Below are 26,434 nucleotides of genomic sequence, written 5' to 3' on the forward strand. Positions count from 1 at the left end.
TCAGCCGACGGCGGCCAGTGTCTGGGCGGTGACGATCGCTTGCGCCACACCCGCGACGATCGCCGCGGCCTTCAGCGCCTCGAGGATGGCCTCGCGGTCCACGCCCGCCTCGCGCAGCGTGTGCTCGTGGGCGACGACGCAGTGCGAACACCCGTTGATCGACGACACCGCGAAGGACCAGAGCTCGAAATTCGCCTTGTCCACACCCGGATTGGCGATGATGTTCATCCGCAACCCGGCCCGCAGATCGTCATACTGGCCGTCCAGGAAGCCGCGGCCCCGGTAGAACACGTTGTTCATGCCCATGATGGACGCGGCTCCCAACGCCGCCTGGTACGCCTCGGCCGACAGGTAATCGCCCGCCTCGGCGCCAATCTCGGCCAGCACCTGGGTGTTTCGCGTGGCCGCGGCGCTGGCCAGCAGGGTGCCCCAGAGCTGCTCCTCGCTCAGCACGGTGCTGCGCGTGATCGAGCCCAGGTTGAGCTTGAGGTCCTTGGCGTACTCGGGCAGCGCGGCCTTGAGGTTCTCGACGCTCATCTCGCCCCCCTTACGCCGATGCCTTGAGCAGCTCGCCGGCGTCGATGGTCGGGTCGCCCTTGCGCCAGTTGCAGGCGCACAGCTCGTCGGACTGCAACGCGTCCAGGACTCGCAGCACCTCGTCGACATTACGCCCCACGGATCCGGCGGTCGCCGAGACGAATTGGATTTCGTTATTCGGATCGACGATGAAGGTGACCCGGTCGGCGACGCCGTCGGCGTTGAGCACGCCGGTGGCCAGCGCAAGCTCCCGCTTGATGTCCGACAGCATCGGGAAGGGCAGCTTCTTGAGGTCTTCGTGCTGCGCGCGCCACTGGAAGTGCACGAACTCGCTGTCGATCGAGACGCCGAGCACCTGGGCGTCGCGGTCGGAGAACTCGTCGTTGAGCTTGCCGAACGCCGCGATCTCCGTCGGGCACACGAAGGTGAAGTCCTTGGGCCAGAAGAAGATAATGCGCCACTTGCCGTCGTGGTCCTCGTTGGTGATGGTGGTGAAGTAGTCGCCGGGTTGCTTGGCGTCCACCTTCGACAGGTCACCGCCGATGAGCGCGGTGAGCTGGTAGGCGGGGAATTGGTCGCCGATTGTCAGCAGGGACATATCGCTCCTTAACTGGAATTATTCAAGATTAGTCGTCTGCCACCATCTTGCCGCTCCGCCGATTTGAAGTAAAGGTGATATATCACACTATACTTATAGGTATGCCAGATAAGATCTATCAGCCGACCGTCGCCGGCCTTCGCGCGTTCGTCGCGGTCGCCGAAAAGCAGCATTTCAGCAGCGCCGCAACGAGTCTCGGCGTCAGCCAGTCCACGCTGTCGCAGGCGCTGGCGGCGCTGGAGGCGGGGCTGGGGACCCAGCTGATCGAAAGGTCCACCCGACGTGTCTTCTTGACGACGGAGGGAACACAGCTCCTGCCCCGGGCCCAGGCCGTGGTCGAGGCCGTCGACGCGTTCAGTGCCGCCGCCGCGGGCGCCTCCGATCCGCTGCAGGCCGGCGTGCGACTGGGCCTGATTCCCACCGTGGCGCCCTATGTGCTGCCGACGGTGCTGGCCGGGCTGGCCGACCAACTGCCGTCGCTGACGTTGCGGGTGATCGAGGACCAAACCGAGCGGCTGCTGCGGCTGCTGCGCGAGGGGGCCCTCGACGCGGCGCTGATCGCGTTGCCCGCCTCTGACGTGCCGGGCGCGGGCATGACGGCGATCCCCATTTACGACGAGGACTTCGTGCTCGCGTTGCCGCCCGGGCATCGGCTGTCGGGCAAGCGCCGCGTGCCCGCGACCGCGCTGGCCGAGCTGCCGCTGCTGCTGCTGGACGAGGGGCACTGCCTACGCGACCAGGCGCTCGACGTCTGCCAGAAGGCGGGCGTGCGCGCGGAGCTGGCCAATACCCGCGCCGCGTCGCTGGCCACCGCGGTGCAGTGCGTGACCGGCGGCCTGGGGGTGACGCTCATTCCGCAGAGCGCGGTGCCGGTCGAGGCCGCCCGAAGCCGGCTTGGGCTCGCGGAGTTCGCCGCGCCGCGCCCGGGGCGCCGGATCGGCCTGGTGTTTCGCTCCTCGAGCGGCCGCGACGAGTCCTACCGGCGACTGGCGGCGACGATCGGCAAATTGATCGGGAAGGAACACCAGGTACGCCCGGTCAAATAACCGCTCGCCGGCGGTAAGTTCGGCGCATGGAAAAGGTGATCGCGGTACTGATGCGCCCGGAGCCGGACGACGACTGGTGTGCCCGCCAACGGGGTCACGTCGCCGACGCGCTGTTAGAACTGGGCCTGTTCGGGCTGCAGGTGAACGTCCGGGACAGCGCGGTGCGTCACTCGCTGATGACGCTGACGACGATGGACCCGCCGGCGGCCGCGGTGGTGAGCATGTGGACCCAGCAGTGCTATGGCGACCAGATACAGGCGGCGCTCAAGTTCCTCGGCCAGGAATGCGAGCAGCTCGCCGCCTACCTGGTGACGGAGTCGGTACCGCTTTCCGCGCCACCTACCGAACCCGGTTGTCGGACAACGGGTCTGGCCAACATCGCGTTGCTGCGCCGCCCCGCACATCTGGACCAGGCGACCTGGCTGGCCCGGTGGCAGGGCGACCACACCTCGGTGGCCATCGAGACGCAGTCGACGTTCGGCTACACCCAGAACTGGGTGGTGCGAGCCCTCACCCCGGACGCGCCGGGAATCGCGGGCATCGTCGAGGAGTTGTTCCCCGAGGAAGCGATCACCGATCTGAAGGCATTCTTCGGTGCCGCCGACGACGACGACCTGCAATACCGGCTCGGCCGGATGGTCGCCAGCACAACTGCATTCGGCGCCAACGAGAACATCGACACCGTGCCGACCAGCCGCTACGTGTTCAGGACACCATTCCGGGATTGAGGACCGCTCATGACAACGCTCGACGAGGCAGTGGCGCTGGCCAAGGGGGAAAGCGGTCTTGCCGTGGTCTCGACGATTCGCGCCGACGGAACCGTGCAGGCTTCGCTGGTCAACGTCGGGCAGTTGCCGAGCCCGGCCACCGGGGAGCCCTGCCTGGCCTTCACCACCTACGGCAAGGTCAAGCTCGCCAACCTGCGGGCCCGCCCGCAACTGGCCGTCACGTTCAAGAACGGCTGGCAGTGGGCGACGGTCGAGGGCCGTGCGGAGTTGGCCGGCCCGGATGACGCGCCGGGATGGCTGAAAGACGCCGACCAGTTGCGGCTGCTGCTCCGGGAGGTGTTCACGTCGGCCGGGGGCACGCACGACGACTGGGACGAGTACGACCGAGTCATGGCCAAGGAGCGTCGCGCCGTGGTGCTGATCGAGCCGACCCGCGTCTACAGCAACGGCTGACCGTTAGGCTGCAGCCGTGACGCTGCAGATCGACGACAAGAACCGGGTGCGCACCCTCACGCTGAACCGGCCCGAGGCGCTCAACGCGTTCAACGAAGCGCTGTACGACGCGACGGCGGACGCGCTGCTCGCGGCCGCCGACGATCCCGAGGTCGCCGTCGTGCTGCTCACCGGCGCGGGCCGCGGGTTCAGCGCGGGCACCGACCTCGGCGAGATGCAGGCGCGGATCACCGACCCGGACTTCACGCCCGGAAAGCACGGCTTCCCCGGCCTGATCGACGCGCTCGCCGCTTTCCCGAAGCCCCTGATTTGCGCCGTCAACGGCGTCGGCGTGGGCATCGGCGCCACCATCCTCGGCTACGCCGACCTGGCCTTCATGTCGTCGACGGCGCGGCTCAAGTGCCCCTTCACCAGCCTGGGCGTGGCCCCCGAGGCGGCCTCGTCGTACCTGCTGCCGCAGCTGGTGGGCCGGCAGAACGCCGCCTGGCTGTTGATGTCCTCGGAATGGGTCGACGCCGACGAGGCGCTGCGGATGGGTCTGGTCTGGCGGGTCTGCGATCCGGAGGACCTGCTGCCCGAAGCCCGTCGGCACGCGGAAGTCCTTGCGGCCCGGCCGATTTCGAGCCTGATGGCCGTCAAGCACACGATGATGGAACCGGTCCGTCCGGAGATCGCCGCGGCGAGCGCGCGGGAAAGCGCTCACTTCGCCGAATTGATGGGCACCCAGGCCAACGCCGCGGCCCTGGCCGACTTCAACAAGCGCTAGCTACTGGGCGGGCTCGAATTGTCGCGACGCCGCGATGATCGCGCGCAGCGTGCGCCTGCAGCGCCCGCAGTCGCCTCCGGCCCCGCACGCCTCGGCGACTTCTTTGGACGTCGACGCGCCCCGCGCGACCGCGTCGGACACGGTCTGGTTGGTCGCCCCAACGCACAGGCACACGTACATCAGCGCACCCCTCGGGCGGATGTGTAAGCCGAGCGAAGAAGCCGCATGTTAGCGAAGTCTACCCTAAGTAGGTAAGCGATGCCTAACCCCAGGTCCGAGACCCACGCGACACACTGAGCACAGCCATACCTTCCTGGAAGATTCCAATTCGGCATGGCAAAGTGCTGCTAGCGCCCGGTGTTTCAGCCCAGCCCGCCGCCGCGGCCAGACGTGACAGCCCTCAGACGCTAGGAGTTGACCATGCAAGGTGATCCGGACGTTCTGCGTCTGCTCAACGAGCAACTGACCAGCGAGCTCACCGCGATCAACCAGTACTTCCTGCATTCCAAGATGCAGGACAACTGGGGCTTCACCGAGCTGGCCGAAAAGACCCGCGAAGAGTCGTTCGACGAGATGCGGCACGCGGAGGAGATCACCGACCGCATCCTGCTGCTCGACGGGCTGCCGAACTACCAGCGCCTCTTCTCGCTGCGCGTCGGGCAGACCCTGCGCGAGCAGTTCGAGGCCGACCTGGCCATCGAATACGAGGTGCTGGAGCGGCTAAAGCCGGGGATCATCATGTGCCGCGAGAAGCAGGACAGCACCAGCGCCAACATCCTGGAAAAGATCGTGGCCGACGAGGAAAAGCACGTCGACTACCTCGAGACGCAGCTGGAGTTGATGGAAAAGCTCGGGGAGGAGCTGTACTCCGCGCAGTGCGTCTCGCGTCCCCCCAGCTGACGAGTTGATTGCCGCCGCCTGACGCTGGGCACCCGTATGCATCGGGCGCCGACGGAAGGGCAGGCATGACGAGCACGACACCGGCTGCGGTTCCGACCCGCCAGGCCCACGAGTCGACGCCCGGCGACGCCGCGGTCAACCCGCAGCGACGGAATTTCATCTTCGTGGCGGTCCTGCTCGGCATGCTCATGGCGGCACTGGACCAGACGATCGTTGCGACCGCGCTGCCGACCATCGTCGCCAACCTCGGCGGGGCGGGCCATCAATCGTGGGTGGTGACCAGCTACCTGCTGGCGTCGACCATCATGACCGCCCTCGTCGGCAAGTTCGGTGACCTGTTCGGCCGCAAGCGGGTGTTCCAGGCGGCCGTGGTGTTTTTCGTCGGCGGGTCGGTGCTGTGTGGGCTCTCGACGTCGATGGGCATGCTGGTGGCGGCGCGCGCGCTGCAGGGCATCGGGGGCGGCGGGTTGATGGTGACCGCCATGGCGCTGATCGGCGAGGTGATTCCGCTGCGGGATCGCGGCCGCTACCAGGGCGCCATGGGAGCGGTGTTCGGCGTCACCACGGTGATCGGACCGTTGCTCGGCGGGTACTTCACCGACCACTTCACGTGGCGCTGGGCGTTCTGGATCAACGTGCCGATTTCGATCGTGGTCTTCTTCGTGGCCGCCGCGGCCATCCCGGCGCTGGCCGACCGCAGCAAACCGGTCATCGACTACGTCGGGATCCTGTTCGTCGGGCTGGGCGCCTCGGGGCTGACGCTGGCCACCAGCTGGGGCGGCACCACCTATCCGTGGGGCTCGGCGACCATCGTCGGGCTGTTCGCCGGCTCCGCGGTGGCCCTCGGGATCTTCGTATGGGTCGAAAGCCGCACGGCCGCACCGATTCTGCCGACCCGGTTGTTCGGCAGCCCGGTATTCACGGTGTGCTGCGTGCTGTCCTTCGTGGTGGGGTTCGCGATGCTGGGCGCGCTGACGTTCCTGCCCACGTACATGCAGTTCGTCGACGGCGTCTCGGCCACCACGTCGGGCCTGCGCACGCTGCCGATGGTGGTGGGAATGCTGACCACGTCGATGGGCAGCGGCGTGCTCGTAAGCCGCACGGGCAAATACAAGATCTTTCCCGTCGCCGGCACCGCGGTGATGGCGGTGGCGTTCTTCCTGATGTCGCGCATGGACCCGTCGACGTCGACCCTGGTGCAGTCGCTGTTCCTGATCATCCTCGGCGCGGGGATCGGGATGTGCATGCAGACGCTGATCCTCATCGTGCAGAACACCTCGAGCTTCGACGATCTCGGCGTCGCCACCTCGGGCGTGACGTTCTTCCGCACCATCGGAAGTTCTTTCGGCGCAGCGATATTCGGTTCGCTGTTCACCAACTTCCTGCACGGCCGGATCGGTCCGGCCCTGACCGCCGGCCGCGCGCCGGCCGCCGCGGCCGCTTCACCGGAGGCCCTGCACCGGCTGCCCCGCGATATGGCCGCGCCGATCGTGAGTGCCTACGCCGACTCGCTTACCCAGGTGTTCCTGTGGGCGGTTCCGGTCGCGCTGGTCGGCTTCGTCTTGGCGCTGTTCCTGCGTGAGGTGCCGCTGCGGGGCATCGGCAACAAGCGGAGCGACATCGGCGAGGCGTTCGCCATGCCCACCAACCAGACTCCCGACGAGATGCTGGAGGCCGCGGTCGGCCGCCTGCTGCGGGGCGTTCCCGGCATGCGACTGCGCAGCATCGCGATGCGACCCGACTGCCGGCTCGACGTCGCCGGGTTGTGGGGCGTCCTGCGCATCAACCGCTACGGGCAGATGTACGGGGTAGCGCGGCTCACCGACATAGCGGACTATCTACGCATCCCGTTCGAGGTGCTGGAGCCCACCTTCTCCCGCCTGGTCGCGACCGGTTACGCGCGGGGCGAGGGCGACGAATTGTGGCTGACCCCGGCCGGGGCGCACCAGGTCGAATACGTGCATTCGCTGCTGCTGGCCTGGCTGGTCGACAAGCTGGAGCGCTCGCCGGGCTTCGAGGGCCGGCCCGACCGGCGACAGGTGCAGGCCGCGCTCGAGCGCGTCGCGCATCGAGTTCTGGCCCAACGCGATTGGGACAGCGAGACGCCGACGGTGGCCATAAACGCGCTAGGCCAGGGGCCCGGGCGTACTATCTCGCCATGAGCCGAATCGGAACGTTCGCTGACGACGACATCTATGGCTGGGCCGCGAAGTCTCCGGACCTCGGCGGCGCGATCGCCAACTTCAGTCATGCGGTCTACACCAAGAACCGGCTGCCCATGCGCACCCGAGAACTGGCGCGCACGGTCATCGCCCACGACAACGAATGCACGGTGTGCATGAACACCCGCGACGCCGACGGGCCCGCGGCGGGCGTGGACGAGGAGCTCTACGAGCACGCGCTCGAGTGGCGCACTTGGCCGGGGTACAGCGAACAGGAGCGCCTCGCGGCCGAGTTCGCGCACCGGTTCGGCACCGAGCACACGAAGCTGCGCGATGACGAGGACTTCTGGGCCCGCGCCAACGAGCACTTCTCCGAGGAGCTGCTGGCCGACCTCGCCATGTCCTGCGCCCTGTGGGTCGGGATGGGCCGGATGCTGCGGACCCTCGACATCGGTCAGGCCTGCATGCTCACGTTGCCCAGCCGCGCCTAGCCGTCGCGACACTGCAACCGCTGCGACGACGCGCCGAGAACCGCCGCGGCCAGTTAAGTTTCGCGGGCACAAACACCGCCATCGCCGTGTTGCGATACCTGTGAAGATTCGCTTCGGTGTCGGGCTGGGCGCGGACACCGCTCCGGACCGGCTCGCCGGCATCGTCGATCACCTGGAGAGCAGCGGGGTGGACTCGCTGTGGTTCTCCGAGCTGGTCTACTCCCCGGCGGTCGATCCGGTAGTCGGCATGGCCTACGCACTCGCCCGCTCCACCCGGTTGAAGGTCGGCACGTCGGTGGCCGTGCTGCCGGGCCGGCATCCGGTGCTGGTGGCCAAGCAGCTCGCGTCGTTGGCGGCCGTCGCGCCCAAGCGGGTCCTGCCCGTCTTCGGTTTGCGTTCGGCGATCCCGGCCGAGCGCGAGGTGTTCGTGGTCCCAGACGGGGAGCGCGCCACCGTGTTCGACGAGGCGCTGCGGGTGCTGCGCGCGGCGCTGGTCGACGATTCGGCCAGCTTCAAGCCATTTAAAGGCCGGTACTTCACCGTGAGCCGGGCCGCGGTCGCCCCGCGGCCGTCGCCGCCGCTGGACATCTGGCTGGGCGGCTCGGCACCGGCGGCGTTTCGGCGCATCGGCGCGCTGGCCGACGGCTGGCTGGGCAGCTTCCTCACCCCGGCCGAGGCGCGCGCGGGGCGCGAGGCGATCGAACGGGCCGCGGAGCGGGCGGGAAGGCGAATCGAGCCCGACCACTACGGCATCTCGCTCGCCGTCGCGGACGGCGAGCTGTCCCCGGAGCTGGTGGCCGCGGCGCGGCGGCGTCGCCCCGAACTCGATCCCGGCGAGCTGATCGCCGCCGATTGGGATCGGTTGCACCGCCAACTCGACGGATACATCGACGCGGGGCTGACGAAATTCGTCATCCGGCCGGCGGGCAAAGCGCCGCTGGACGCTTTCCTCGATCGGTTCGCCGCCGAGTTGATCCCGCGCCAGAACTGATCGAGTTGCCACAATGGCTGCCATGACAGCCACGCCCCTCGCCGCCGCCGCGATCGCCCAGCTGGAGGGGGAGGGCGTCGACACGGTCATCGGCTCCGTGGTGAACCCCGCCGGTCTCACGCACGCCAAGACCGTGCCCATCCGGCGCACCAACACCTTCGCCGATCCCGGCCTGGGCGCCAGCCCGTCGTGGCACGGGTTCGCCATCGACCAGAGCGGCATCGCGTTCACCGACGAGGTCGGGGTGGTCGGCGATCAGCGCCTGCGCATCGATCTGTCCGCGATGCGGATCGTCGGCGACGGGCTGGCCTGGGCGCCCGCCTCATTTTTCGAGCAGGACGGCACGCCCGTTGCCGCGTGCGCCCGGGGCACGCTGGGCCGGATCGAGGCCGCGCTCGACGAAGCCGGACTCCAGGCGGTCGTCGGGCACGAGATCGAGTTCCTCCTGGTCGCCCCCGACGGTGGCCGGCTGCCCGCGGCGCTGTGGGCGCAGTACGGCCTCGCCGGCGTACTCGAACACGAGGCCTTCATCCGCGACGTCAACGCCGCGGCCACGACGGCCGGGGTGGCGATCGAGCAGTTCCACCCCGAGTACGGGGCCAACCAGTTCGAGATCTCGCTGGCGCCGCTGGCTCCGGTCGCCGCCGCCGACCAGCTGGCGGTGACCCGGCTCATCATCGGCCGAGCGGCCCGCCGCCAGGGGCTGCGCGTCAGCATGTCACCGGCGCCGTTCGCCGCCAGCGTCGGATCCGGAGCGCACCAACACTTTTCGCTGACGAACGGCGAGGGTCCGCTGTTCTCCGACGGCTCCGGGCGCGCGGGCATGACGGCGGCGGGGGAGAACGCCGTCGCCGGGGTGATCGCGGGGCTGCCCGAAGCCCAGGGAATCCTGTGCGGATCGATCGTGTCGGGTCTGCGGATGCGGCCCGGCAATTGGGCCGGGGCCTACGCGTGCTGGGGAACCGAAAACCGGGAGGCCGCTGTGCGGTTCGTCAAGGGCGGGCCCGCGAGCCCGCGCGGCGCCAACGTGGAAGTCAAGATCGTGGATCCGTCCGCCAACCCGTACCTGGCGACCGCGGCGATCCTCGGCCTGGCGCTGGACGGCATCGAGCGCGAGGCCGAACTGCCGCCGGAGATCAACGTCGACCCGGCCAACCTGTCCGAGTCGGAACGCGCCGAGGCCGGCATCGTGCTGTTGCCCGAAGCCCAGTCGGAAGCCATTGCCGCGCTTGATGGTTCGGCGCTGCTGCGTCGCGTCCTGGGCGATGCCGCGGTCGACATGGTGGTCGCGGTCCGCCGTCTGGAGCATGAGCGCTACGGCGACCTCGATCCGGAGCAGCTGGCGGACAAGTTCCGCATGGCGTGGAGCCTGTGAACTTCCCGGGCCTGGCCGAACACATCGATCGGGTGCCGCTGATCGACCAGCACGTGCACGGGTCCTGGTTGGCGGCGGGGGATAGGGCGCGGTTCGAGAACGCCCTCAATGAGGCCAACACCGAACCGCTCGTCGACTCCGGCTTCGATTCCCAGCTCGGCTTCGCCGTGCGCGCCCATTGCGCGCCCATCCTGGGGTTGCCCAAACACGTTGAACCGCAGCTGTATTGGGAACGTCGGGGCCAGCACACCGAGGCCGAATTGGCGCGCCTGTTCCTACCGGCCGCCAACGTGAGCGACTGGCTGATGGACACCGGGATCGACGGCGTCGCAGGCCTCGACGAGCTTCGCGACTGGTCCGGCAACGGTGCTCACGAGGTCGTCCGGCTCGAGCAGGTGGCCGAGCAGGCCGCGCAGGCGCCGGGCGACTACGCCTCGGCCTTCGAGGAGATCCTGCACCGGCGCGCGGCCACGGCGGTCGGCACCAAGTCGATCCTGGCCTACCGCGGCGGGTTCGACGGGGACCTGAGCGAACCGTCGGCGGCCCAGGTCGCCGAGGCCGCGGGCCGGTGGCGCGACGGCGGCGGCACCCGGCTGACCGATCGGGTGCTGCTGCGGTTCGGGCTGCACCGGGCGCTGCGGCTGGGCAAGCCCCTGCAATTCCACGTCGGGTTCGGCGACCGCGACTGCGACCTGCATGAGGCCAACCCGCTATTGCTGCTCGACTTCCTGCGACAATCCCCACCCACGCCAATCGTGCTGCTGCACTGCTATCCCTACGAGCGCGAGGCCGGCTACCTGGCGCAGGCGTTCAACAACGTCTACGTCGACGGGGGGCTGAGCGTGAATTACCTGGGGGCGCGCGCCCCGTCGTTCATCGCGCGGCTGCTGGAAATGGCGCCCTTCCGCAGGATCCTGTACTCGTCGGACGGGTACGGCCCCGCCGAGTTGCACTTTCTGGGTGCGGCTTTGTGGCGCAAGGGCATTCATCGCGTGTTGAGCGGATTCGTCGCCGACGGAGAGTGGAGCCAGGACGACGCGATCCGGGTGGTCGACCTCGTCGCCCGCGACAACGCCGCCCGCATCTACCGCGTTTGACCCCCGGTATCACCGGGGTACCCCGCCGTAATGGCGACCATGGGGGACGTCCTGGGGTGGGCCCGCAACCAGGTGGTGTCGCGGGTCCCGAAAGCCGACCTGGATCAGCGCGACCCCGACTACATCCGCGACCAGCTTCCGGGAACCTGGCTGCTGGCGTCCCTGTATTTCCGGGCCGATGTGCGCGGGCTGGACCGCATTCCGGCCGACGGGCCGGTGCTGCTGGTCGGCAACCACAGCGGCGGCAACGTGCCCCCGGACACGTTCGTGTTCACGCTCGCGTTCTGTTCCTACTTCGGCGTCGAGCGGCCCTTCTATCAGCTGGCCCACAACCTCGTCGTGTCCGCGCCGCCGCTGGGCTGGCTGCGCAAGTTCGGGACCGTCGCCGCCAACCCCGAAAACGCCCGCCTGGCATTGGAATCCGGGGCGGCGCTGCTGGTCTATCCCGGCGGCGACTACGAGGTCTTCCGCCCGTCTTGGGAACGCCACAAGGTGGACTTCGGCGGCCGCATGGGTTACGTGCGGCTGGCCCGCGAAACGGGTGTGCCGATCGTCCCCGTCGCCAGCGTCGGCGGCCAGGAGAGCGCGCTGTTCCTCAACCGCGGGCAGTGGCTGGCCAAGCTGCTGATGGCGGACAAGTTGCTGCGGCTCAAGAGCATCCCGATATCGCTGGCGCTGCCGTGGGGCCTCAACATCAGCGACCTCGCGGGCCACCTCCCGCTGCCGACGAAGATCGTCATCGAGGTGCAGCACCCCATCGACGTCGACGGCTCGGAATTCGAAGACCAAGCCGTGCACGACAAGGTGATGGCCAGCCTGCAGGGCGGCGTGGACCGCCTGGCCGCCGAGCGTCGATTCCCGGTGATCGGCTGATGCGCGTCGAACGCCGCTGCGTGATCAACGCCGACCGCGACGCGGTCTGGAAGATCGTCAGCGACCCGGACTGCTACCCGTCCTTCATGACCAGCCTCGAGCGGTGGGAGTCGTCCAACGACATCGACCGCGGCCTCGGGGCCCGCTACACCGTGCACTGGAAGATCGGCTCGGTGCCCGTCGGCGGCCTGATCGAGGTGGTCGAATTCGACGACCGCCGCGACCTGGCGTGGGTGGGCATCACCGGGGTCAACCTGCGTGGGCGCATCCGCCTGCGCGACGCCAGCGACGGCAGGACCAAGGTGACGTTCCGGCTGTCGTACCAGGCGCCCGGCGGCTTGATCGGCTACATCGCCGACCGCATCGCGGTGCGACAGGTGGGCCGCAACCTGTCCGAAACCCTCAAGTGCCTCAAGCGCCTGGCCGAGACCTAGGCGTTCTAACGCGAGCAGACGCGGAATCGCCCAATTTTGGGCTTTAGTAGGCGATTTTGCGTCTGCTCGCGCTGGCCACCGGGGCCAGATGCGCCGCCCGCATCCGTTCGTAGTCCGCCCGTGCCAAGCCGCCCTCCGCATCGTCGTCTCGATTCCTATCCTTCCGGGGCGAAGAGCGCCATGCTTACGCCGGGGCCAGTTAGCGAGGAGGTAATACTCGTGAATTTCGGGGAATTGCCGCCGGAGGTCAACTCCGCGCGGATGTATATGGGAGCGGGTTCAGGCCCGTTGATGGTGGCCGCATCGGCATGGGACGGGCTGACGGCGGCGTTGAGTTCGGCGGCAGGCGCGTATCAGGCCACGATTGTGGAGCTCACCGGCGGACCGTGGTTGGGCGCGGCGTCGGTGGCGATGGCTGCGGCGGCCTACCCGTACGTGCAGTGGATGAACACCACCGCCATACAGGCAGAGCTGACCGCCAACCAGGCCAGATCGGCAGCAGCGGCGTACGAGGCAGCGTTCGCCGCCACGGTGCCACCGCCGGTGATCGCGGCCAACCGGGCGTCGCTCTCGGCGTTGGTGGCCACCAACGTCTTCGGCCAGAACACCGCCGCGATCGCCGCCACCGAAGCCCAGTACGCCGAGATGTGGGCCCAGGACGCCGCCGCCATGTACGGCTACGCCGGCGCCTCGGCGGCTGCGACGACCCTGACGCCTTTCAGCACCCCGGCGCAGAACACCAGCCCGGCCGGGGTCGGCGCCCAATCGGTCGGCGCCGCGGTCTCGTCGGCGCGATCGACGGTGTCGCAAACCATGTCCGCGGTGCCCAACGCGCTGGGTAGCCTTGCTGCGGCGTCATCGCCGTTCGATCCGGTGACATGGCTGCTCGACCTCTTGAACAGCCCCCTGGGCACCGCGCTCAACACCTTCAGCGCCGCGGTGAGCATGCCCGTCAACACCATCGGCAATAGCGGCTCGTTCTTGGCCGTCGACGCGATCTACTTTGTGGCCCCGTTGATCTCGGCGGCATTCCCAGGGCTCGCGCCCGTGGCGCCAGTGGCCGGTGCGGTGCCGGCGGGCCTGGCGGCGTCTGATGTCTCGACCCTGGCGGGCTCGGTGGGCGGCGCGGACGTGTCCGCGGGCCTGGGCCGCGCGGCGTCGGTCGGCGAGCTTACCGTGCCGCAGGCCTGGGGCAGCGCGGCGCCCGAAATCCAGCTTGCCGCACGGGGTTTGCCGATGGCAGGCGTGGGCGCGTTGGCGCCGGCGGAGGCGGTCGCCCCGGCCGGCTGGTTCGGCGGCATGCCCCCGATCGGCAGCGTCGTCAACGCACCGCGAACTGGGGAGGCGCCTTCCCGCGCCCGCGGCCGTCACAAAGTGATCCCCGAGATCGCGACGGGCGGGAGCCTGCTGCCGAGCCCATCGGATTCTCCGGCGAAGCCGACGCGGCGAGATTCGGACGGCGAGTTGGGTGAACGCGAACGCGCCGAACTGAACGAGTTGCGCCAGGAGATGGCCGATCTCGCGATGGAACGGGATGCGGTGGCACGCTTGATCAAGGAGGCGATCCGGCCATGAGCCTCTTTGATTTCGGGGCATTGCCGCCGGAGGTCAACTCCGGGCGGATGTATATGGGAGCGGGTTCAGGCCCGTTGGTGGCGGCCGCGGCGGCCTGGGACGGGCTGGCGGCCGAGCTGGGTTCGGCGGTGAGTGGGTATCGGGCGGCGATCCTGCAGCTCACCGGCGGACAGTGGCTGGGCGCGGCTTCGGTGGCGATGGCCGCGGCGGCATTTCCCTATGTGCAGTGGATGAATACCACCGCCATACAGGCCGAGTCCACCGCCAACCAGGCCAGGTCGGCGGCCGCGGCGTACGAGGCAGCGTTCGCCGCCACGGTGCCACCGCCGGTGATCGCGGCCAACCGGGCGTCGCTGATGGCGTTGGTGGCCACCAACATTTTCGGCCAGAACACTCCCGCGATCGCAGCCACCGAAGCCCAGTACGCCGAGATGTGGGCCCAGGACGCCGCCGCCATGTACGGCTACGCCGGCGCCTCGGCGGCTGCGACGACCCTGACGCCGTTCAGCACCCCGGCGCAGAACACCGACCCGGTCGGAATCGCCAGCCAGTCCGCCGCGGTCGGCCAGGCGACCGGCACACCGGCGGCATCGATCCAGTCGACGCTGTCACAGCTACTGGATGCGGTGCCCAACGCGCTGCAAGGGCTCGCCTCGGGCGGGCCGGCGCAGTGGCTGCTGGACCTGCTGAACAGCGCACCGGTCCAGGCCTTCGAAGGCCTGATGTTCGGCACGTCGGGTTATCAAAACCTCTTCAGCACGGGAGCCTTCCTGGCCTCGGGAGTGTCGTTCCTGATCGCGCCCGTCGAAAACCCGTGGATCCAATCGGGATTGGTTCTGTCGGCACCGGTGGTTGCGGTCTCCGATGTTTCCGGGGCCCCCTCAGGCACAGGGTCCACTCTGGTGGGCTCGGTGCGCGGTGTCGACGCATCGGCAGGCCGAGCCGCGTCGATAGGCGGGCTTTCGGTGCCGCAATCCTGGGGCAACGCCGCCCCCCAGATCCGGCTGGCCGCCACCGGATTGCCGATGGCGGATGCCGCCGCGTTGCCTCAGGCCGGGGCGACGGGCTCGCTCGGCGGGATGCCCGCGATCGGTCCGATCGGCAGCATCGTCAACGCGCCTCGGAACGGCGCCGGTGCCCCCGTCGGCCGCGCGCGGGCCCATGCAGACGGGGCCCCGACTGAGCGGTCGCCGGCCCGCTGGCAGGGCTTCGACCTGTTGAACCCGGACACGCAGTCGCTTTTGAGCGAGCGGGAGGAGCTCGTTGCGCTACGGAAGGGGGTCGCCGACCTGGCCAGGGAGCGCGATGTGCTCAAACGTTCTGCAACCCTGTTGATCCAGGAAGCTCTGCAGCGCTAGACGACGGGCGGATCGCCAAATCCGTTGCAGTCGAGGTCATTAGCTCTGTTTCGGTGCGATCATCCGGCGCGCGCAGCCCAAAGTGGACGGTGGCGAACCCGCTGCTCAGTGAGACGTAGCGGGCGTCGACGAAGCCTGATTCCCGCATCGTCTCGGTGAGCCCGTCCCGTGACAGCCAGGTGCGAATCGAATCGGAGGTGTAGTGATGGGCGTCGCGGTGCCAGGCCACGGCCCAGCCCAGCGCCGGCATCAGCACGAAGTAGAGCGCGTCGTGCAGCAGCGTCAGCATCTTCGAGTTCGGCTTGCTGAAATCGAGGACCATCACCCGGCCACCCGGCCGCAGGACGCGCCGGAATTCGCGCAGCGCCCGGCCGCGGTCCGCGACGTTGCGCAGCCCGAAGCTGATTGTGACCACATCGAACGACGCGTCCGGGAACCGCAGGTCCATGGCGTCGCCCTCCTGGAAGTCGACGCCGCCGAGGTGTCGTTCGCGCGCGACCGCAAGCATCGCCGCGCAGGAGTCGACCCCGACGACCTTGCCCTCCGGCCCGACCGCCGCCTCCTCCCGGAAGGCCAGGTCCCCGGTTCCGGTGGCGACGTCGAGCACCCATTCGCCCGGACGCAGGGCGCACAGCTCCATGGCCTGCCGCTTCCACAGGCGATGAAGCCCGAGGGTCCACAGATCGGTCATCACGTTGTAGCGCGAAGCCAGCGCGGAAAACAGCTCCTTGACGTAGCTGCTCTTGGCCTCGTCGGATTCGTTCCACCGCCGGGTGATCATCGGATCTGTGCACCCCTTCCGGTCGAGGTCGGGTTCGCCCTCGCTCGGCGATCGGCGTTGCCGACGCCATGATGCTTGTCTAACATGTGTTGAATAGGCTTGACTACTGGTAGGAGCCAGCCACGATCCGAAGGCATCCGCCATGCTGCACTTACTGCCCAAATTTCACCCGCAATCCGATTCTCCGGCGGCCGACGCCGAGACCCATCACCACCGGCCGGGCGGGACGGTAATCGCGGCGATCGGGCACATTCACATCGGATTACCCGAGCCGCGGACCTACCCGCTGCATGAGTCCCGTTTTTTCGAGGACGAGCTGATGTCCCGCCTGATGGAGCACCTCTGAATCATTCTGCGCGCTAACCGTTTTCGACGGTACCGCGCCCAGTTTTGCGACCCCAGCGAAGGACCCGTCGGACGACGTCCTTACGCAGGGTTGAATCTTTGGTTGAAATGCCGAATGCCGGGGCGCGATGGCGATAAAGTGCCGTCCGCCGGGGGTCTGGTGATATCGAGCAGGAGCACAACGATGTCCTATCTGGTCTCGGGCTTACTCAACGCCGGCAATCTCATATCGGGCTTGTTTGGCCTGAGCAACTTCTTCAAGTAACTCTCGACGACACCGTCGTCAAACCAACGCCGTTGCGTCGAAAACCCAGCTGGTGTCGGCGGTCGCCAAGTTCTCGAAGTGATTGGGCGGCGCGAAGGCCACGAGGCTTCCCTGGGCATCTTCTACCCGCGTCTGTGGCCGCTGGTCGCCGAGGAAACCTGAGCCGCGGGCAGCGGCTCAGGTCTCTCGGCGTCCGCCCGACCCGCGGAGTTCACACGGCGGAAACCCGTGATCGCCGTCTGACTGCGTAGCCTGCCTCCATCCTCGAACACATTGATCCCTTCATCGGCACCGCCGCGACGCAGCTACCGCCGCCGCGGGACCTCGCTGCGACCTGGTGGTGGCCGAAGCCGCAGGTGGGCAACACCCACCCCGGAGCGGTCTCCCCCTTCGGCATGGTGTCTGCCTGCGCGTACTCCGGTGCCTACCCGACCGGTTACGGCCGGTACCCCAAGATCACCGAGGGACTGCCGCCGGAGATCTTCGCGGAGACCCAGGCGTCGGGGTTCACGCACTTCCAGCAGTCCGGCACCGGGGCGATCCGCAAGTACTACAACTACGCCCGCGTGACGCCGATGCTGGACCCGCTGGACAACCTCGGGACGGCGTGGGCGCTCCACGCCGAGACGTCGTCGCCGGGGTACTACGCGGCGACCCTCGACAACGGCATCCGGTGCGAGATCACCGTGGGGGACAAGGTGGCGGTTCACCGCTACGCGTTTCCCGAGCACCGCAACGCCCGCGTCGTGCTCGACCTGTCGTGCGGCGGCCTGGTGATCGAGCACGGTCGGACGGTGCCGCTGCGCGCGCAGGTCGAGAACCTCGGCCGCGGCAAGGCGCAGGGCACCGTGGTCATGGAGGGGGTGCCGCTCTCGGTCGCCGTCGAGGTCGAGGCCCCCGGTTGGCGCCAGATGCTCTGGCACGACAAGCGACTGATCGACGGGGGCACCCGGCTCGACTTCGACTACATCCGCCCGACCACCCTGCGGCCGTTCGGGCTCTTGTTCATGGGGCCGGCCCAGGCGGGGACCGTGATCGAGGTCCGGATCGGGTTCTCCCTGCGCGGCACCGAGCAGGCAACCGACAACCTGCGCACCGAGTGCGATCACGGCAAGTACGCCTTCGACGTCGTCCGCGCCCGGACCCGGAAGAAGTGGAAGGAACACCTCGACCTGATCCAGGTCGAAGGTGGCTCCGAGGCGCGCCGTCAGGTCTTCGGGACCGCGCTCTACCACTCCCTGATCAAGCCCTGTTTCGGTGACGACGAGTCCCCGTTCTGGCCCAACAGCGGGCCGTTCGCGTTCGACGTCTGCACCATGTGGGACATCTACAAGACCCAGATCCCACTGCTCATGGCGATCGTGCCGGAACGGGCCGCGGACCTCCTGGAGTCGTTGATCCGGGTCTGCGAGGAAGAGGGCAACTTCCCGGTCGGCTACCGGATGGCCCGCGGGGCGGACCGGTTCTTCCGGCAGGCGAGCGCGTTGGCCCACACCGCCCTTGCCGACGCGCAGGAACTGAACCTGCGGGAGATCGACTGGAGTTGGGCCCTGGTCCACATGGTCGACGACCTGCGGCGGATGTACGGCGAGGACTTCATCGAGAAGGGCATCGTCCACCCCATCACCCACACCCTCGACCTTGCCTACGCCTACTACTGCACCGCCAAGGTCGCCCGCGCGGTCGGGGACACCCGGCTCGCCGCGGAGTCCGAGGAGCGCAGCGCGGGTTGGGTGAACGCGTTCGACACCTCGAACGGCCTGTTGAAGGACTCGGAGTACTACGAGGGCGGTAAGTGGAACTACTCGTTCCGGTTGATGCACGACATGGCCGGCCGGATCGCTCTCGCCGGCGGGGACGAGGCCTTCGTCGGCATGCTCGACACATTCTTCGGCTACTGCGCCGAACCGGTGACCCAGCCGGGCATCGAACCGAAGCCCGCCGAGATGGAGATCGGCTACGCGCTCAACCGGTTCGAGGGATTGAACAACGAACCGGACATGGAGGCCCCGTGGGCCTACCACTATGCCGGCCGACCCGACCGGACGGCCGAGGTGGTGCACGCGGCGCTGACGTGGCAGTTTGGCACTGGCCCCGGTGGCCTGCCCGGTAACGACGACAGCGGCGGCCTGTCCGCCTGGTACGTGTGGGCGTCGCTGGGGCTCTTCCCGGTGGCCGGCCAAGGTCTCTTCTTGGTGAACACTCCGGCTTTCGAGCGTTCCCGCTTACTGATCCGGGGCAAAGAGTTGACCATCACTACCAGCGGATTCGTCGAGCAGCCGATCGGGTCCGACGGCATCGACTCGACTCCGTCGGTGCAGTACGTGCAAGCCGCAACGTTCAACGGCACACCGCTTCAGGGAACCCACATCTCTGCCGGGGAGTTGCACGCAGCAGGAACGCTGCACATCGAGCTGGGTCCGGAACCCAGTTCGTGGGGCCGGTCGGAGAGACCTCCGTCGGCCCGAGGCCCTGTCCCGACGACCCAGGGTGCACCATGAACCGTCCTCTTCGTCGTCTCGTCATCATCGTCCGAGCCGACCCGGTGATCTGCGGCCACAGCGGCGAGGCCCGTAACCTCGCCGAGGTCGCGCTGAAGCGCGGGTTCGACGACGTTCGACTGTTGACGTGGCCGATTCCCGTATTGGAAGGTGCAGGACTCCCGCTGAAACCCTTGGATCGCCTGCAGGAGTACAGTCCCGGCATCACCGTCGAGCGGCCCGAACCGGTCGGTGACTACCGCGTCCCGGACGGTCGCTACACGGCCGGCCTCACCGGGCGCCTGGTGGAACTGCTCACCGACGGTGTTCCGACGACCTGCCTGTCGATGTACCTGATGCCGCACACCATGGTGGTCGGGGATGCGGTGAACGCCGCCGCCGCAGCAGGTCTCGACACGGATGTCACCACGATCGCGAAGGCGGTCGGGTCGGATGTCACGAATGTGATTCGTAACTGCCTGCTCGACGGGGGGGTCGGTGCCGCGATCGCGTTGATGGCCCGCTACTTCGGCAACGACCGGGTCGTCGCCGTGTCGGAATACACGAAGGACGAGATCGTCGCCGCGGCAACCGAACTCGACGAACGCGCCGGGACCCGGTTCGCGCAGGAATGCCGCGATCGGATCGAGATCAGCTACCCGGCGATCAACACCGGGGCGTTCCTCGACCTCGACGAGGACGCGGTCGAGGCGGCCCTGGCCAGTCGAGGGCTCGAGCGCAACGGCTACGTCCTGTTCCTGTCCCGGGTCGCCCGGGCCAAGGGCGTGGACGACCTGATCCACGCCTACCGCGATTCCGCTGCGGCGGAGAAGGTCAAGCTCGTCGTCGCCGGCACCGGACCGCAACTGCAGGAGTACAAGGACCTGGCGGCGGGGGACGACCGCATCGTCTTCCTGAGTGACGTGGACGACGACGAGAAGCCGCTGCTGATGCGCGGCTGCGCGGCCTACGCCCTGCCGACGCGGCCGGAACCGGAGTTCGTCGAGACCTTCGGGATCGCCCTGACCGAGAAGATGCTCGCGGGCGGTGGCCCCGTCATCACCTGCCTGACCGGTGGGACCGGGGAAGCGGTGGGCGACACCGCGTTCATCGTGCCGCACAGCGACCGGGCGGCGCTCGCGGAAACCATCGACCGGGCGATCTCGTTGCCGGAGTCCGAGCGACACGCGATGGAGATGAGAGCGCGACAGCACGCTCTGACCTTCGATCGGTTCCGGGTCTTCGACGACATGTTCGGGACGAGCGAGTCGCCGGGGTACATCGGGCCGGCCGAGTTGGCGGCCACCGGCACCTGAACGGGCCCCTCCGCCGTCGAGCGGTACCACGGCCGCCCCGGCGTGCCCCAGGATCAGGCGTGGATCGAGTCGTTCTCCGGGCATTCTCGTTCACGAAAGCCACAAATTAGCCTCCGCGTGGCCGCTCGGGGGGCGTGCCGGTCTCGGCACACCAGCGCAGAAACCGGGACACTCCCATCGTGTAGGTGGTGATTGTCGGGTCGGATTTACCGGCGGCGCGCATGGCGCGATTCCACGACGGCACCTCGGCGGCGAGATCTAGCAAAGGGTCTGACACGTCAATGGTGTGACGTATAGCGTTGTGCTAGTCGAACATCACTCGAACATCGCCCTTAAAGCGGGTAGTGTCAGACTAACGCTGTGGCATCAAATACCCAGCTAGTGTCCGCATTCGCAAGATTCTCGAAGTGGTTGGGCGGCGCGAAGGCCACGAGGCTGTTCATGTCCCAATAGTCTTTCCACACGGTGATCTTGCCGTTCTCGACCTTGTGGACCGTTACGAACCTGAGCACGCCCCGCTCGCCCGACGCGAAAGTCCAAGTCTCCGAATGCTCGTAGATGACGTCGGAGCCGTTGGACACCAGCACGCCGTCGTGGTTCTCGTAGGCCGCCAGCGGCTCGAGGCCGATCTTGAGCCGCTTCACGATGTCTTCGGGGCCGCGCGCGGCCAACGCGGGGACAGGCATGTCGACGTACAGGCAGTCGTCGCTCAGGAACGTCTTCACCGCATCCCAGTCCCGTCGCGAGAGCGCCTGCCACATGCCGACGACGACATCCTCGACCGCGACTTCAGAAACCTCTGTCATAGCGGCAAATAAACCGGGTTACCCCACACGTGTCAACCATCGCCTCTTCGGCGCATACTCACCGGCATGAGCACGCGCGCCAAGGTGTTGATCGTGATCGCACTGGTCGGACTGCTGGCGGGGGCGGGCGGGTCGCTGGCACGCGGGTTCTGGGGGACCAGCCAGGATTGCCACGACTGGGTGAACACCCACGGCTACCAACTGGTGCGCGACGACTGGTGGGCCAAGACCCACGGCTGCGTCGCCAGGACACCCGCCGGCGCGGAGGTCTATCACGACGAGGAATTCCGCAATAAGGCGATCGGATGGGCTTGGCAATTCGGGATTTTCACGGCCGGCACGTTGCCGGCGGTGATCATCGTCGCGTCGGGTGCGCTCCGCCGGCGAAGCGGATCGTCGGGCCAGGATCCTTAGACACAAACCAACCGCGCATAAATCTCGTTGCCGGCCGCGACTTTGCCGCATACTTGGCGTCGTGACATCGCAGCGCGATACCTCCGAGGAGATCGGGGCCAATCCGGTCGACGGCCTGCTGACCCGGCGCGACGCCATCCGACGGCTGGCGATTGTCGCCGTGACGGCGGCCCCCACCACGCTCATCGCGGCCTGTTCCGGTAACCGAAGCTGGCCCGGCCGCCGTCGTCGGCGCCGCCGCTAATCCGATGGTGGCGACCCGCGGCGCCCGGCTACGCCGCGCTTGCGATCGCCACTAATCCGATGGTGGCGACCCGCGGCGCCCGGCTACGCCGCGCTTGCGATCGCCACTAGGCCTTAACCGGGGCCATCGACCGCGCCGGCCCCAGCACCACCGGGAGCGTCGACCAACCGCGCAGCACCCGCGTGTCCCGCCGGCTCCCGGTGCCCGCCGCCCGCACCTGCGGGAAACGGTCGAAGAACGTCCGCAGCCCGACTTCCCCCTCGGCGCGCGCGAGGGCGGCCCCCAGGCAGAAGTGGCGCCCCCCGGAGAACGCGAGATGCCTTCCCGCGTTTGGCCTTTCGATGTCGAAGCGGTCGGGGTCTCCGAACACCGACGGATCCCGGTTGGCGGCGGCCAGATATATCACCACCAAGTCGTCCCGCTTGATCCGCATGCCGGCGACCTCGACGTCCCGCACCGCCACCCGCGCGGTGAGCTGGACCGGGGAGTCGAGCCGCAGGATCTCCTCGACCGCGTTGGGCCACAATTCGGGGCGGCGACGCAACGTCTCCAGATGCTCGGGGGTGTCCAGCAACATCCGGATCCCGTTGCCCAGCAGGTTCACCGTGGTCTCGAAGCCCGCGGCCAACACCAGGCCTGCGATCGCCTGTAGTTCGTCCGGGTCGAGATGTGTTTCGGCGGAACCACTTTCAGCGGTTTGGATCAGCTGGCTCATCAGGTTGTCGCTCGGGGAGCGGCGCAATTCGCTCAGGTGATCGGAGAGCCAAACGTTGAATCCGACGATCCCTTGCTGCACCGTGCGGTATTGCCGCCACGGCAGTCCGATGTCCAGGCTCGGCGCGCCGAGCTCCCCGAACTCCAGGACGCGAGGCCGATCCCGCTCGGGAACTCCCAAGATGTCGCTGATGATCGCGACCGGAAGCTGCGAGCAGTAGCTCCCGACGATATCCACCACGCCGGGCTGCCCGGTCAGCCGATCCAACAGATCGGTCGCGGTGTGCTGGACGCCGTCGCGCAGGGCGGCCACCGCCCTGGGCGTGAACACCGCCGACACCGTCTTGCGGTAGCGGGTGTGGTCCGGCGGCTCGACGGCCAGCAGCGACGGCGCGCGCAGCGGATGCAGGAGATCGTCGTTGGTGCGGCGCTCCAGCCACCGCAGCGGGGCCGGCAGGTTCGAGCCCATGTTCACCACACGGAAGTCGTCGGACCGCAGCAGCTCGTGGGCCAGGGCATGGTCGGTGGTCAGGTAGTTGACGCGGCCCTTCACCAGCGGGCCCTGGGCGCGCAGTTGCTCGTAGAACGGAACCGGATCGTTGGCCACCGTCGGGTCGGCGATCAACCTGGCCTGCAGGTCGCCCCGCCGCATGCCGATCGCGGCGACGCCGCGAATGAACCCGTGCATCACGAGCCAGTGCAATCTCTCCTTCACGGGGCCTCCATCAGCTCGGGTGGTCTGGGACCCAGCGTAGGCGGAATTCGCCTGAGCGCTCAGCAGTCGGCGGTGATCTTGAAGTCGGTGGTCACCGTCTTGTTGGGATTGCTGCTACTGATGCCGTAGGCGCTGCCGGTAATGGTGTAGGAGTTGTTGGTCAGGTCGACACGCGCGTCTCCGACTCCGCCCTGCCAGAAGCTGCCGGTGAACCCGGCGAAGTTGCGGATCTTCACCCACTGCGGGATGGCCCGGTAGCCGCTGAGCATCACCACCGCCTCGACGTGCGCATCGTGATCGCCGATGTCGAGGGTCCGGTACGACTGGTTCTGGCTGCACGCGGCGGGACGTGCCGTCTGGGTGGCGCCGCCGATGGTCACCCGGGCGGCTTTCCGGGGCACCGTCTGCGCGTGCCCGCACCCCACGACGCCGGCCCCGGCGATCAAGACGAAAACGGCTGCGATCCAACGGTTTCGCACCAGGCCCCCTCCCTTATTGCTGCTTCGGCATCAGCGCGGGCAGGGCCTTGACGATGCGGCCCCGCACCAACTCCGGGCTCAGACCCTTGAGCAGGTCGATCACGCGAATGCTCTTGGGCACGTACCAGTGCAGCCGCTTCGGGTTGTGGTAGGCCTGCCAGGCGGCCTCGGCGACGCTACTCGCCGGCATCAGCCGCATCATGCCCTTCTTCGGCGCGCTCGCGCGGAGCTCCTCGCCGGACATCGCCGGCCTGCCGTCGTCCGAGTGATTGGTCGTCGTGGTGAGGATGGCGGTGTCGATCAGGCCCGGCAACACGTCCGCGACGCGCACTCCGTGGCGTTGCCATTCCACGCTCAGCGCCTCGGTCAACCCCTTGACCGCGTGCTTGGTCGACGAGTACACCGCGATGCGCGGCATCCCGTAGGTGCCCGCCGAGGACGACGTCGAGAACATCAGGCTGCCGGGGGTCTTCTTCAGGTAGGGCAGTGCGACGTAGGCGCCGGTCAGCACCGCCTTGTAGTTCACCTCCACGACGCGCATCGCGGCCTCGTACGGCACGTCCTCGAACCAGCCCGATTCGCCGATGCCGGCGTTGTTCCACATCATGTCCAGCCCGCCGTCGGCGTTGCCGGCGCAGAAGTCCGCCAGCGCGCCCTCCAACGCGGCCTTGTCGGTCACGTCGACCGCGCGGGTCCACAGCCGGTCGTCACCCAGCTCTGCGCGCAGCGTGGTCAGCCCGTCGTCGTTGCGGTCGACCGCGCCGACGCGCCAACCGTTGGCGTGGAACAGCTTGGCTCCCTCGCGGCCCATGCCACTGCCCGCACCGGTGATGAAGACCGATTTCACGTCGCGTCAGCCCGCCTCGACCACGTCTTTGATCCGGTTGAGGGTCTTGGTCATGTCGCGAACGTTGCGTCGCCTGCGCAGGAATCCGCCCAACAACCAATAGACGCCAAGCCACGGCGCGGGATTGAGCCGAAACGACTCGGTCACGTCGGTGCCGCCGTCGCTGGGCGCCAACCGGTAGTGCCAGTTATTCACCGCCCGGTCGCCGAGCATCACCGCGAACCCGAATTCGCGGCCGGGCTCGCACGCGGTTACCTTGCACGTCGTCCAGTACACGGGTCCCATCTCGTTTCGCCGAACGTGGCCGCGAAACTTGGCGCCGAGCGCGGGGCCGGTCGCGTCGCCCAGCCACTCCGCCTCGAACACTTCCGGGGAGAACCGCCCCGTGTTGCGAACGTCCGCAATGAGATCCCAGATCTTGTCCGCGGGCGCCGCCATGTGAACCGTCGCCGAACCTTCCATGGGCTGATCCAAACACAGCTTCGCCCCGGCTCATAGGGCGCGATATTTGTCAGTGCGGGATGGCGGCCTGGATAAGCCCGTTGATGATCTGTTTGATGCCCTGGGCGGGGTGCGTGTACACCGCGATCGGGAGGCCGGACGCCGAGCCACACTTCGGCCACGGGTCGAGTCCGTCCTGCGCGAAAACCCGGTTGGCGACGGCGATCTGCTCTTCCCTGGACGCGGCCGCCGGATTGCCGACGCCACCGTAGGAGGCCCAGGTGCCCGGCTTGAATTGCAGCCCACCGTATTCGCCGTTTCCGGTGTTGGCGTGCCAGTTGCCGCCGGACTCGCATTGCGCGACCGCGTCCCAGTTAGGGGCGCCGGGAGCGGCGCCTGCGACGCCGGAGGAACTCAGCGATGCTGCAACGAACCCACCGATGATGGCGGACGTGACGAGAGGCTTGCAGAGTTTTCTCATGCCAGACATTTCGACGGGCGTGTCCGAAGCGTTACCGATTCGAAAAGGTCGCGAGATAAGCCGCCTAGCAGGGAAATTGGGCCGCTGACCAGCGAAATCGGAGCTTTAGAGAATGGTGAGAAATGGCTAAATTAGCCCTGGCAATACGACTGGGTCGCACGCGAAAGGGCTTGTTGGTAAAGGCCGTCGAGTTGGCGGGCGCGTACGACGTCGCTCCGGGCGGCGTCCAGGTCCGCGGCGCAGCCCGCCGAGTGCAGCAGGTCCCAGCCGGCCACGATTTGGGTCAGCATCGTGTGGTTGAGGCCGTCGATCGTCGACCGCGACTGCGACAGATCCGGCGCCACCGTCGGCGCGGCCGCCGGGTTCAGCTTCCAGTCGGCGAACCGGCTGTATTCGATCGCCTCGGTGGCGCTTATCTGATCGCCGAAGACGCGGGTGACGTAGTCCGGGTCGATCCGCGCGGCGCTCGCCTCGGCGCCCAGTTTGGCGAGCTCCTGTTGGACCCGGCCCGGGTCCTCGATGGCACCGCGCGTATTCCATTTGAAGGCGGCCACCGGCTCGGCGACCTGCAGCCGCTGCGCGGCCGCGTCGACCAACCCGAGTAGCTGACTGTCGGCGTCACCCCGCGCGTCCGGCGCCGCGAGCAACAGGACGGCCACCACCCCGGCCAACGCCATGCGCCCCACCCGGCGGTGGAACCGACCGCAAGTGCCCGTCATGAC

The 26,434-nt window shown here is 68.0% G+C and carries 30 protein-coding genes and 1 pseudogene; 19 read left to right on the plus strand and 12 right to left on the minus strand.

Annotated elements, in window-relative coordinates; translation table 11 throughout:
* Positions 1–537, minus strand: coding sequence for an alkyl hydroperoxide reductase (locus tag AC5Y7V_RS12920; RefSeq protein WP_499880427.1), 537 nt, complete (start codon positions 535–537; stop codon positions 1–3).
* Positions 538–547: 10 nt separating this feature from the next.
* On the minus strand, positions 548–1,135 hold the full coding sequence (locus tag AC5Y7V_RS12925; RefSeq protein ID WP_499880428.1) for a peroxiredoxin: 588 nt from the start codon (positions 1,133–1,135) through the stop codon (positions 548–550).
* 101 nt (positions 1,136–1,236) lie between these two features.
* Between AC5Y7V_RS12925 and AC5Y7V_RS12930 the strand changes: the two genes are divergently transcribed.
* Genes AC5Y7V_RS12930 through AC5Y7V_RS12945 form a run of 4 tightly spaced genes read left to right on the plus strand, consistent with a single transcriptional unit; the run spans position 1,237 to position 4,128 of the window.
* Complete coding sequence (locus AC5Y7V_RS12930; RefSeq protein ID WP_499880429.1) at positions 1,237–2,181, plus strand: hydrogen peroxide-inducible genes activator; 945 nt, start codon at positions 1,237–1,239, stop codon at positions 2,179–2,181.
* A 26-nt stretch (positions 2,182–2,207) separates the two neighbouring features.
* Positions 2,208–2,909: an EthD domain-containing protein gene (locus AC5Y7V_RS12935; protein ID WP_499880430.1), complete on the plus strand. Its 702-nt coding sequence runs from the start codon at positions 2,208–2,210 to the stop codon at positions 2,907–2,909.
* Between the two features lie 9 nt (positions 2,910–2,918).
* Complete coding sequence (locus AC5Y7V_RS12940) at positions 2,919–3,362, plus strand: PPOX class F420-dependent oxidoreductase (protein WP_499880431.1); 444 nt, start codon at positions 2,919–2,921, stop codon at positions 3,360–3,362.
* Positions 3,363–3,378: 16 nt separating this feature from the next.
* Entirely contained in the window at positions 3,379–4,128 is a 750-nt protein-coding gene (locus AC5Y7V_RS12945; RefSeq protein WP_499880432.1) for an enoyl-CoA hydratase/isomerase family protein, read from the plus strand.
* Here the strand turns inward: AC5Y7V_RS12945 and AC5Y7V_RS12950 are convergent, their stop codons facing one another.
* Entirely contained in the window at positions 4,129–4,308 is a 180-nt protein-coding gene (locus AC5Y7V_RS12950) for a (2Fe-2S)-binding protein (protein WP_066932927.1), read from the minus strand.
* A 240-nt stretch (positions 4,309–4,548) separates the two neighbouring features.
* On the opposite strand from AC5Y7V_RS12950, the gene bfr reads away from it, so the two are divergent.
* The 10 genes from bfr (at position 4,549) to AC5Y7V_RS13000 (ending at position 15,384) form a co-directional block, all read left to right on the plus strand.
* Positions 4,549–5,028 carry a bacterioferritin gene (gene bfr, locus AC5Y7V_RS12955; protein WP_499880433.1) on the plus strand — a complete coding sequence of 160 codons (480 nt, stop codon included), beginning with the start codon at positions 4,549–4,551 and terminating at the stop codon, positions 5,026–5,028.
* A gap of 65 nt (positions 5,029–5,093) precedes the next feature.
* Positions 5,094–7,190, plus strand: a complete 2,097-nt coding sequence (locus tag AC5Y7V_RS12960) for an MDR family MFS transporter (protein ID WP_499880434.1) — start codon at positions 5,094–5,096, stop codon at positions 7,188–7,190.
* The gene (locus AC5Y7V_RS12965) at positions 7,187–7,681 is read left to right on the plus strand and encodes a carboxymuconolactone decarboxylase family protein (protein ID WP_499880435.1); all 495 of its coding nucleotides are present in this window, start codon (positions 7,187–7,189) and stop codon (positions 7,679–7,681) included. Before AC5Y7V_RS12960 ends, AC5Y7V_RS12965 begins: the two co-directional genes overlap by 4 nt.
* A 100-nt stretch (positions 7,682–7,781) precedes the next feature.
* The gene (locus AC5Y7V_RS12970) at positions 7,782–8,672 is read left to right on the plus strand and encodes a TIGR03854 family LLM class F420-dependent oxidoreductase (RefSeq protein WP_499880436.1); all 891 of its coding nucleotides are present in this window, start codon (positions 7,782–7,784) and stop codon (positions 8,670–8,672) included.
* Positions 8,673–8,694: 22 nt separating this feature from the next.
* On the plus strand, positions 8,695–10,047 hold the full coding sequence (locus AC5Y7V_RS12975) for a type I glutamate--ammonia ligase (protein ID WP_499880437.1): 1,353 nt from the start codon (positions 8,695–8,697) through the stop codon (positions 10,045–10,047).
* A complete protein-coding gene (locus AC5Y7V_RS12980; protein ID WP_499880438.1) occupies positions 10,044–11,144 on the plus strand; it encodes an amidohydrolase family protein in 1,101 nt (366 codons plus the stop codon). Before AC5Y7V_RS12975 ends, AC5Y7V_RS12980 begins: the two co-directional genes overlap by 4 nt.
* Positions 11,145–11,174: 30 nt before the next feature.
* On the plus strand, positions 11,175–12,017 hold the full coding sequence (locus AC5Y7V_RS12985; RefSeq protein ID WP_499880439.1) for a lysophospholipid acyltransferase family protein: 843 nt from the start codon (positions 11,175–11,177) through the stop codon (positions 12,015–12,017).
* The gene (locus AC5Y7V_RS12990; protein ID WP_499880440.1) at positions 12,017–12,451 is read left to right on the plus strand and encodes an SRPBCC family protein; all 435 of its coding nucleotides are present in this window, start codon (positions 12,017–12,019) and stop codon (positions 12,449–12,451) included. The genes AC5Y7V_RS12985 and AC5Y7V_RS12990 overlap by 1 nt, the downstream gene beginning before the upstream one ends.
* Positions 12,452–12,670: 219 nt before the next feature.
* On the plus strand, positions 12,671–14,026 hold the full coding sequence (locus tag AC5Y7V_RS12995) for a PPE family protein (protein WP_499880441.1): 1,356 nt from the start codon (positions 12,671–12,673) through the stop codon (positions 14,024–14,026).
* Positions 14,023–15,384 carry a PPE family protein, SVP subgroup gene (locus AC5Y7V_RS13000; RefSeq protein WP_499880442.1) on the plus strand — a complete coding sequence of 454 codons (1,362 nt, stop codon included), beginning with the start codon at positions 14,023–14,025 and terminating at the stop codon, positions 15,382–15,384. The genes AC5Y7V_RS12995 and AC5Y7V_RS13000 overlap by 4 nt, the downstream gene beginning before the upstream one ends.
* Here AC5Y7V_RS13000 and AC5Y7V_RS13005 read toward each other — a convergent pair.
* Positions 15,338–16,165: a ubiquinone/menaquinone biosynthesis methyltransferase gene (locus AC5Y7V_RS13005; protein ID WP_499880443.1), complete on the minus strand. Its 828-nt coding sequence runs from the start codon at positions 16,163–16,165 to the stop codon at positions 15,338–15,340. The genes AC5Y7V_RS13000 and AC5Y7V_RS13005 overlap by 47 nt on opposite strands.
* A 142-nt stretch (positions 16,166–16,307) precedes the next feature.
* Here AC5Y7V_RS13005 and AC5Y7V_RS13010 point away from each other — a divergent pair, with 142 nt between their 5' ends.
* Positions 16,308–16,511: a hypothetical protein gene (locus AC5Y7V_RS13010; protein WP_499880444.1), complete on the plus strand. Its 204-nt coding sequence runs from the start codon at positions 16,308–16,310 to the stop codon at positions 16,509–16,511.
* 282 nt (positions 16,512–16,793) lie between these two features.
* Here AC5Y7V_RS13010 and AC5Y7V_RS13015 read toward each other — a convergent pair.
* A pseudogene (locus AC5Y7V_RS13015) lies at positions 16,794–16,883 on the minus strand (nuclear transport factor 2 family protein); the annotation flags it as partial.
* Positions 16,884–17,047: 164 nt separating this feature from the next.
* On the opposite strand from AC5Y7V_RS13015, the gene AC5Y7V_RS13020 reads away from it, so the two are divergent.
* Positions 17,048–19,276: a glycoside hydrolase domain-containing protein gene (locus AC5Y7V_RS13020; RefSeq protein ID WP_499880637.1), complete on the plus strand. Its 2,229-nt coding sequence runs from the start codon at positions 17,048–17,050 to the stop codon at positions 19,274–19,276.
* Positions 19,273–20,571 carry a glycosyltransferase gene (locus AC5Y7V_RS13025; protein WP_499880445.1) on the plus strand — a complete coding sequence of 433 codons (1,299 nt, stop codon included), beginning with the start codon at positions 19,273–19,275 and terminating at the stop codon, positions 20,569–20,571. The genes AC5Y7V_RS13020 and AC5Y7V_RS13025 overlap by 4 nt, the downstream gene beginning before the upstream one ends.
* 347 nt (positions 20,572–20,918) lie before the next feature.
* Here the strand turns inward: AC5Y7V_RS13025 and AC5Y7V_RS13030 are convergent, their stop codons facing one another.
* Positions 20,919–21,377, minus strand: coding sequence for a nuclear transport factor 2 family protein (locus tag AC5Y7V_RS13030; protein ID WP_499880446.1), 459 nt, complete (start codon positions 21,375–21,377; stop codon positions 20,919–20,921).
* A gap of 66 nt (positions 21,378–21,443) precedes the next feature.
* Between AC5Y7V_RS13030 and AC5Y7V_RS13035 the strand changes: the two genes are divergently transcribed.
* Complete coding sequence (locus AC5Y7V_RS13035) at positions 21,444–21,791, plus strand: hypothetical protein (RefSeq protein WP_499880447.1); 348 nt, start codon at positions 21,444–21,446, stop codon at positions 21,789–21,791.
* A 61-nt stretch (positions 21,792–21,852) separates the two neighbouring features.
* Positions 21,853–22,035: a hypothetical protein gene (locus AC5Y7V_RS13040; protein WP_499880448.1), complete on the plus strand. Its 183-nt coding sequence runs from the start codon at positions 21,853–21,855 to the stop codon at positions 22,033–22,035.
* A gap of 106 nt (positions 22,036–22,141) precedes the next feature.
* On the opposite strand, the gene AC5Y7V_RS13045 is transcribed toward AC5Y7V_RS13040, so the two are convergent.
* From AC5Y7V_RS13045 to AC5Y7V_RS13070, 6 genes are all read right to left on the minus strand, one after another.
* The gene (locus AC5Y7V_RS13045) at positions 22,142–23,464 is read right to left on the minus strand and encodes a cytochrome P450 (protein WP_499880449.1); all 1,323 of its coding nucleotides are present in this window, start codon (positions 23,462–23,464) and stop codon (positions 22,142–22,144) included.
* Between the two features lie 59 nt (positions 23,465–23,523).
* Positions 23,524–23,943 carry a lipoprotein LpqH gene (locus AC5Y7V_RS13050; RefSeq protein WP_499880450.1) on the minus strand — a complete coding sequence of 140 codons (420 nt, stop codon included), beginning with the start codon at positions 23,941–23,943 and terminating at the stop codon, positions 23,524–23,526.
* Between the two features lie 13 nt (positions 23,944–23,956).
* Positions 23,957–24,790 (minus strand): SDR family oxidoreductase, encoded by an 834-nt coding sequence (locus tag AC5Y7V_RS13055; RefSeq protein WP_499880451.1) that lies wholly within the window; start codon positions 24,788–24,790, stop codon positions 23,957–23,959.
* A 6-nt stretch (positions 24,791–24,796) separates the two neighbouring features.
* Entirely contained in the window at positions 24,797–25,270 is a 474-nt protein-coding gene (locus AC5Y7V_RS13060) for an SRPBCC family protein (protein WP_499880638.1), read from the minus strand.
* Between the two features lie 31 nt (positions 25,271–25,301).
* Positions 25,302–25,721 carry a resuscitation-promoting factor RpfC gene (gene rpfC / locus AC5Y7V_RS13065; protein WP_499880452.1) on the minus strand — a complete coding sequence of 140 codons (420 nt, stop codon included), beginning with the start codon at positions 25,719–25,721 and terminating at the stop codon, positions 25,302–25,304.
* A 122-nt stretch (positions 25,722–25,843) separates the two neighbouring features.
* On the minus strand, positions 25,844–26,431 hold the full coding sequence (locus AC5Y7V_RS13070; RefSeq protein WP_499880453.1) for a chorismate mutase: 588 nt from the start codon (positions 26,429–26,431) through the stop codon (positions 25,844–25,846).
* Positions 26,432–26,434 lie beyond the last annotated feature (3 nt).

The organism is Mycobacterium sp. NGS34 (assembly GCF_059812845.1).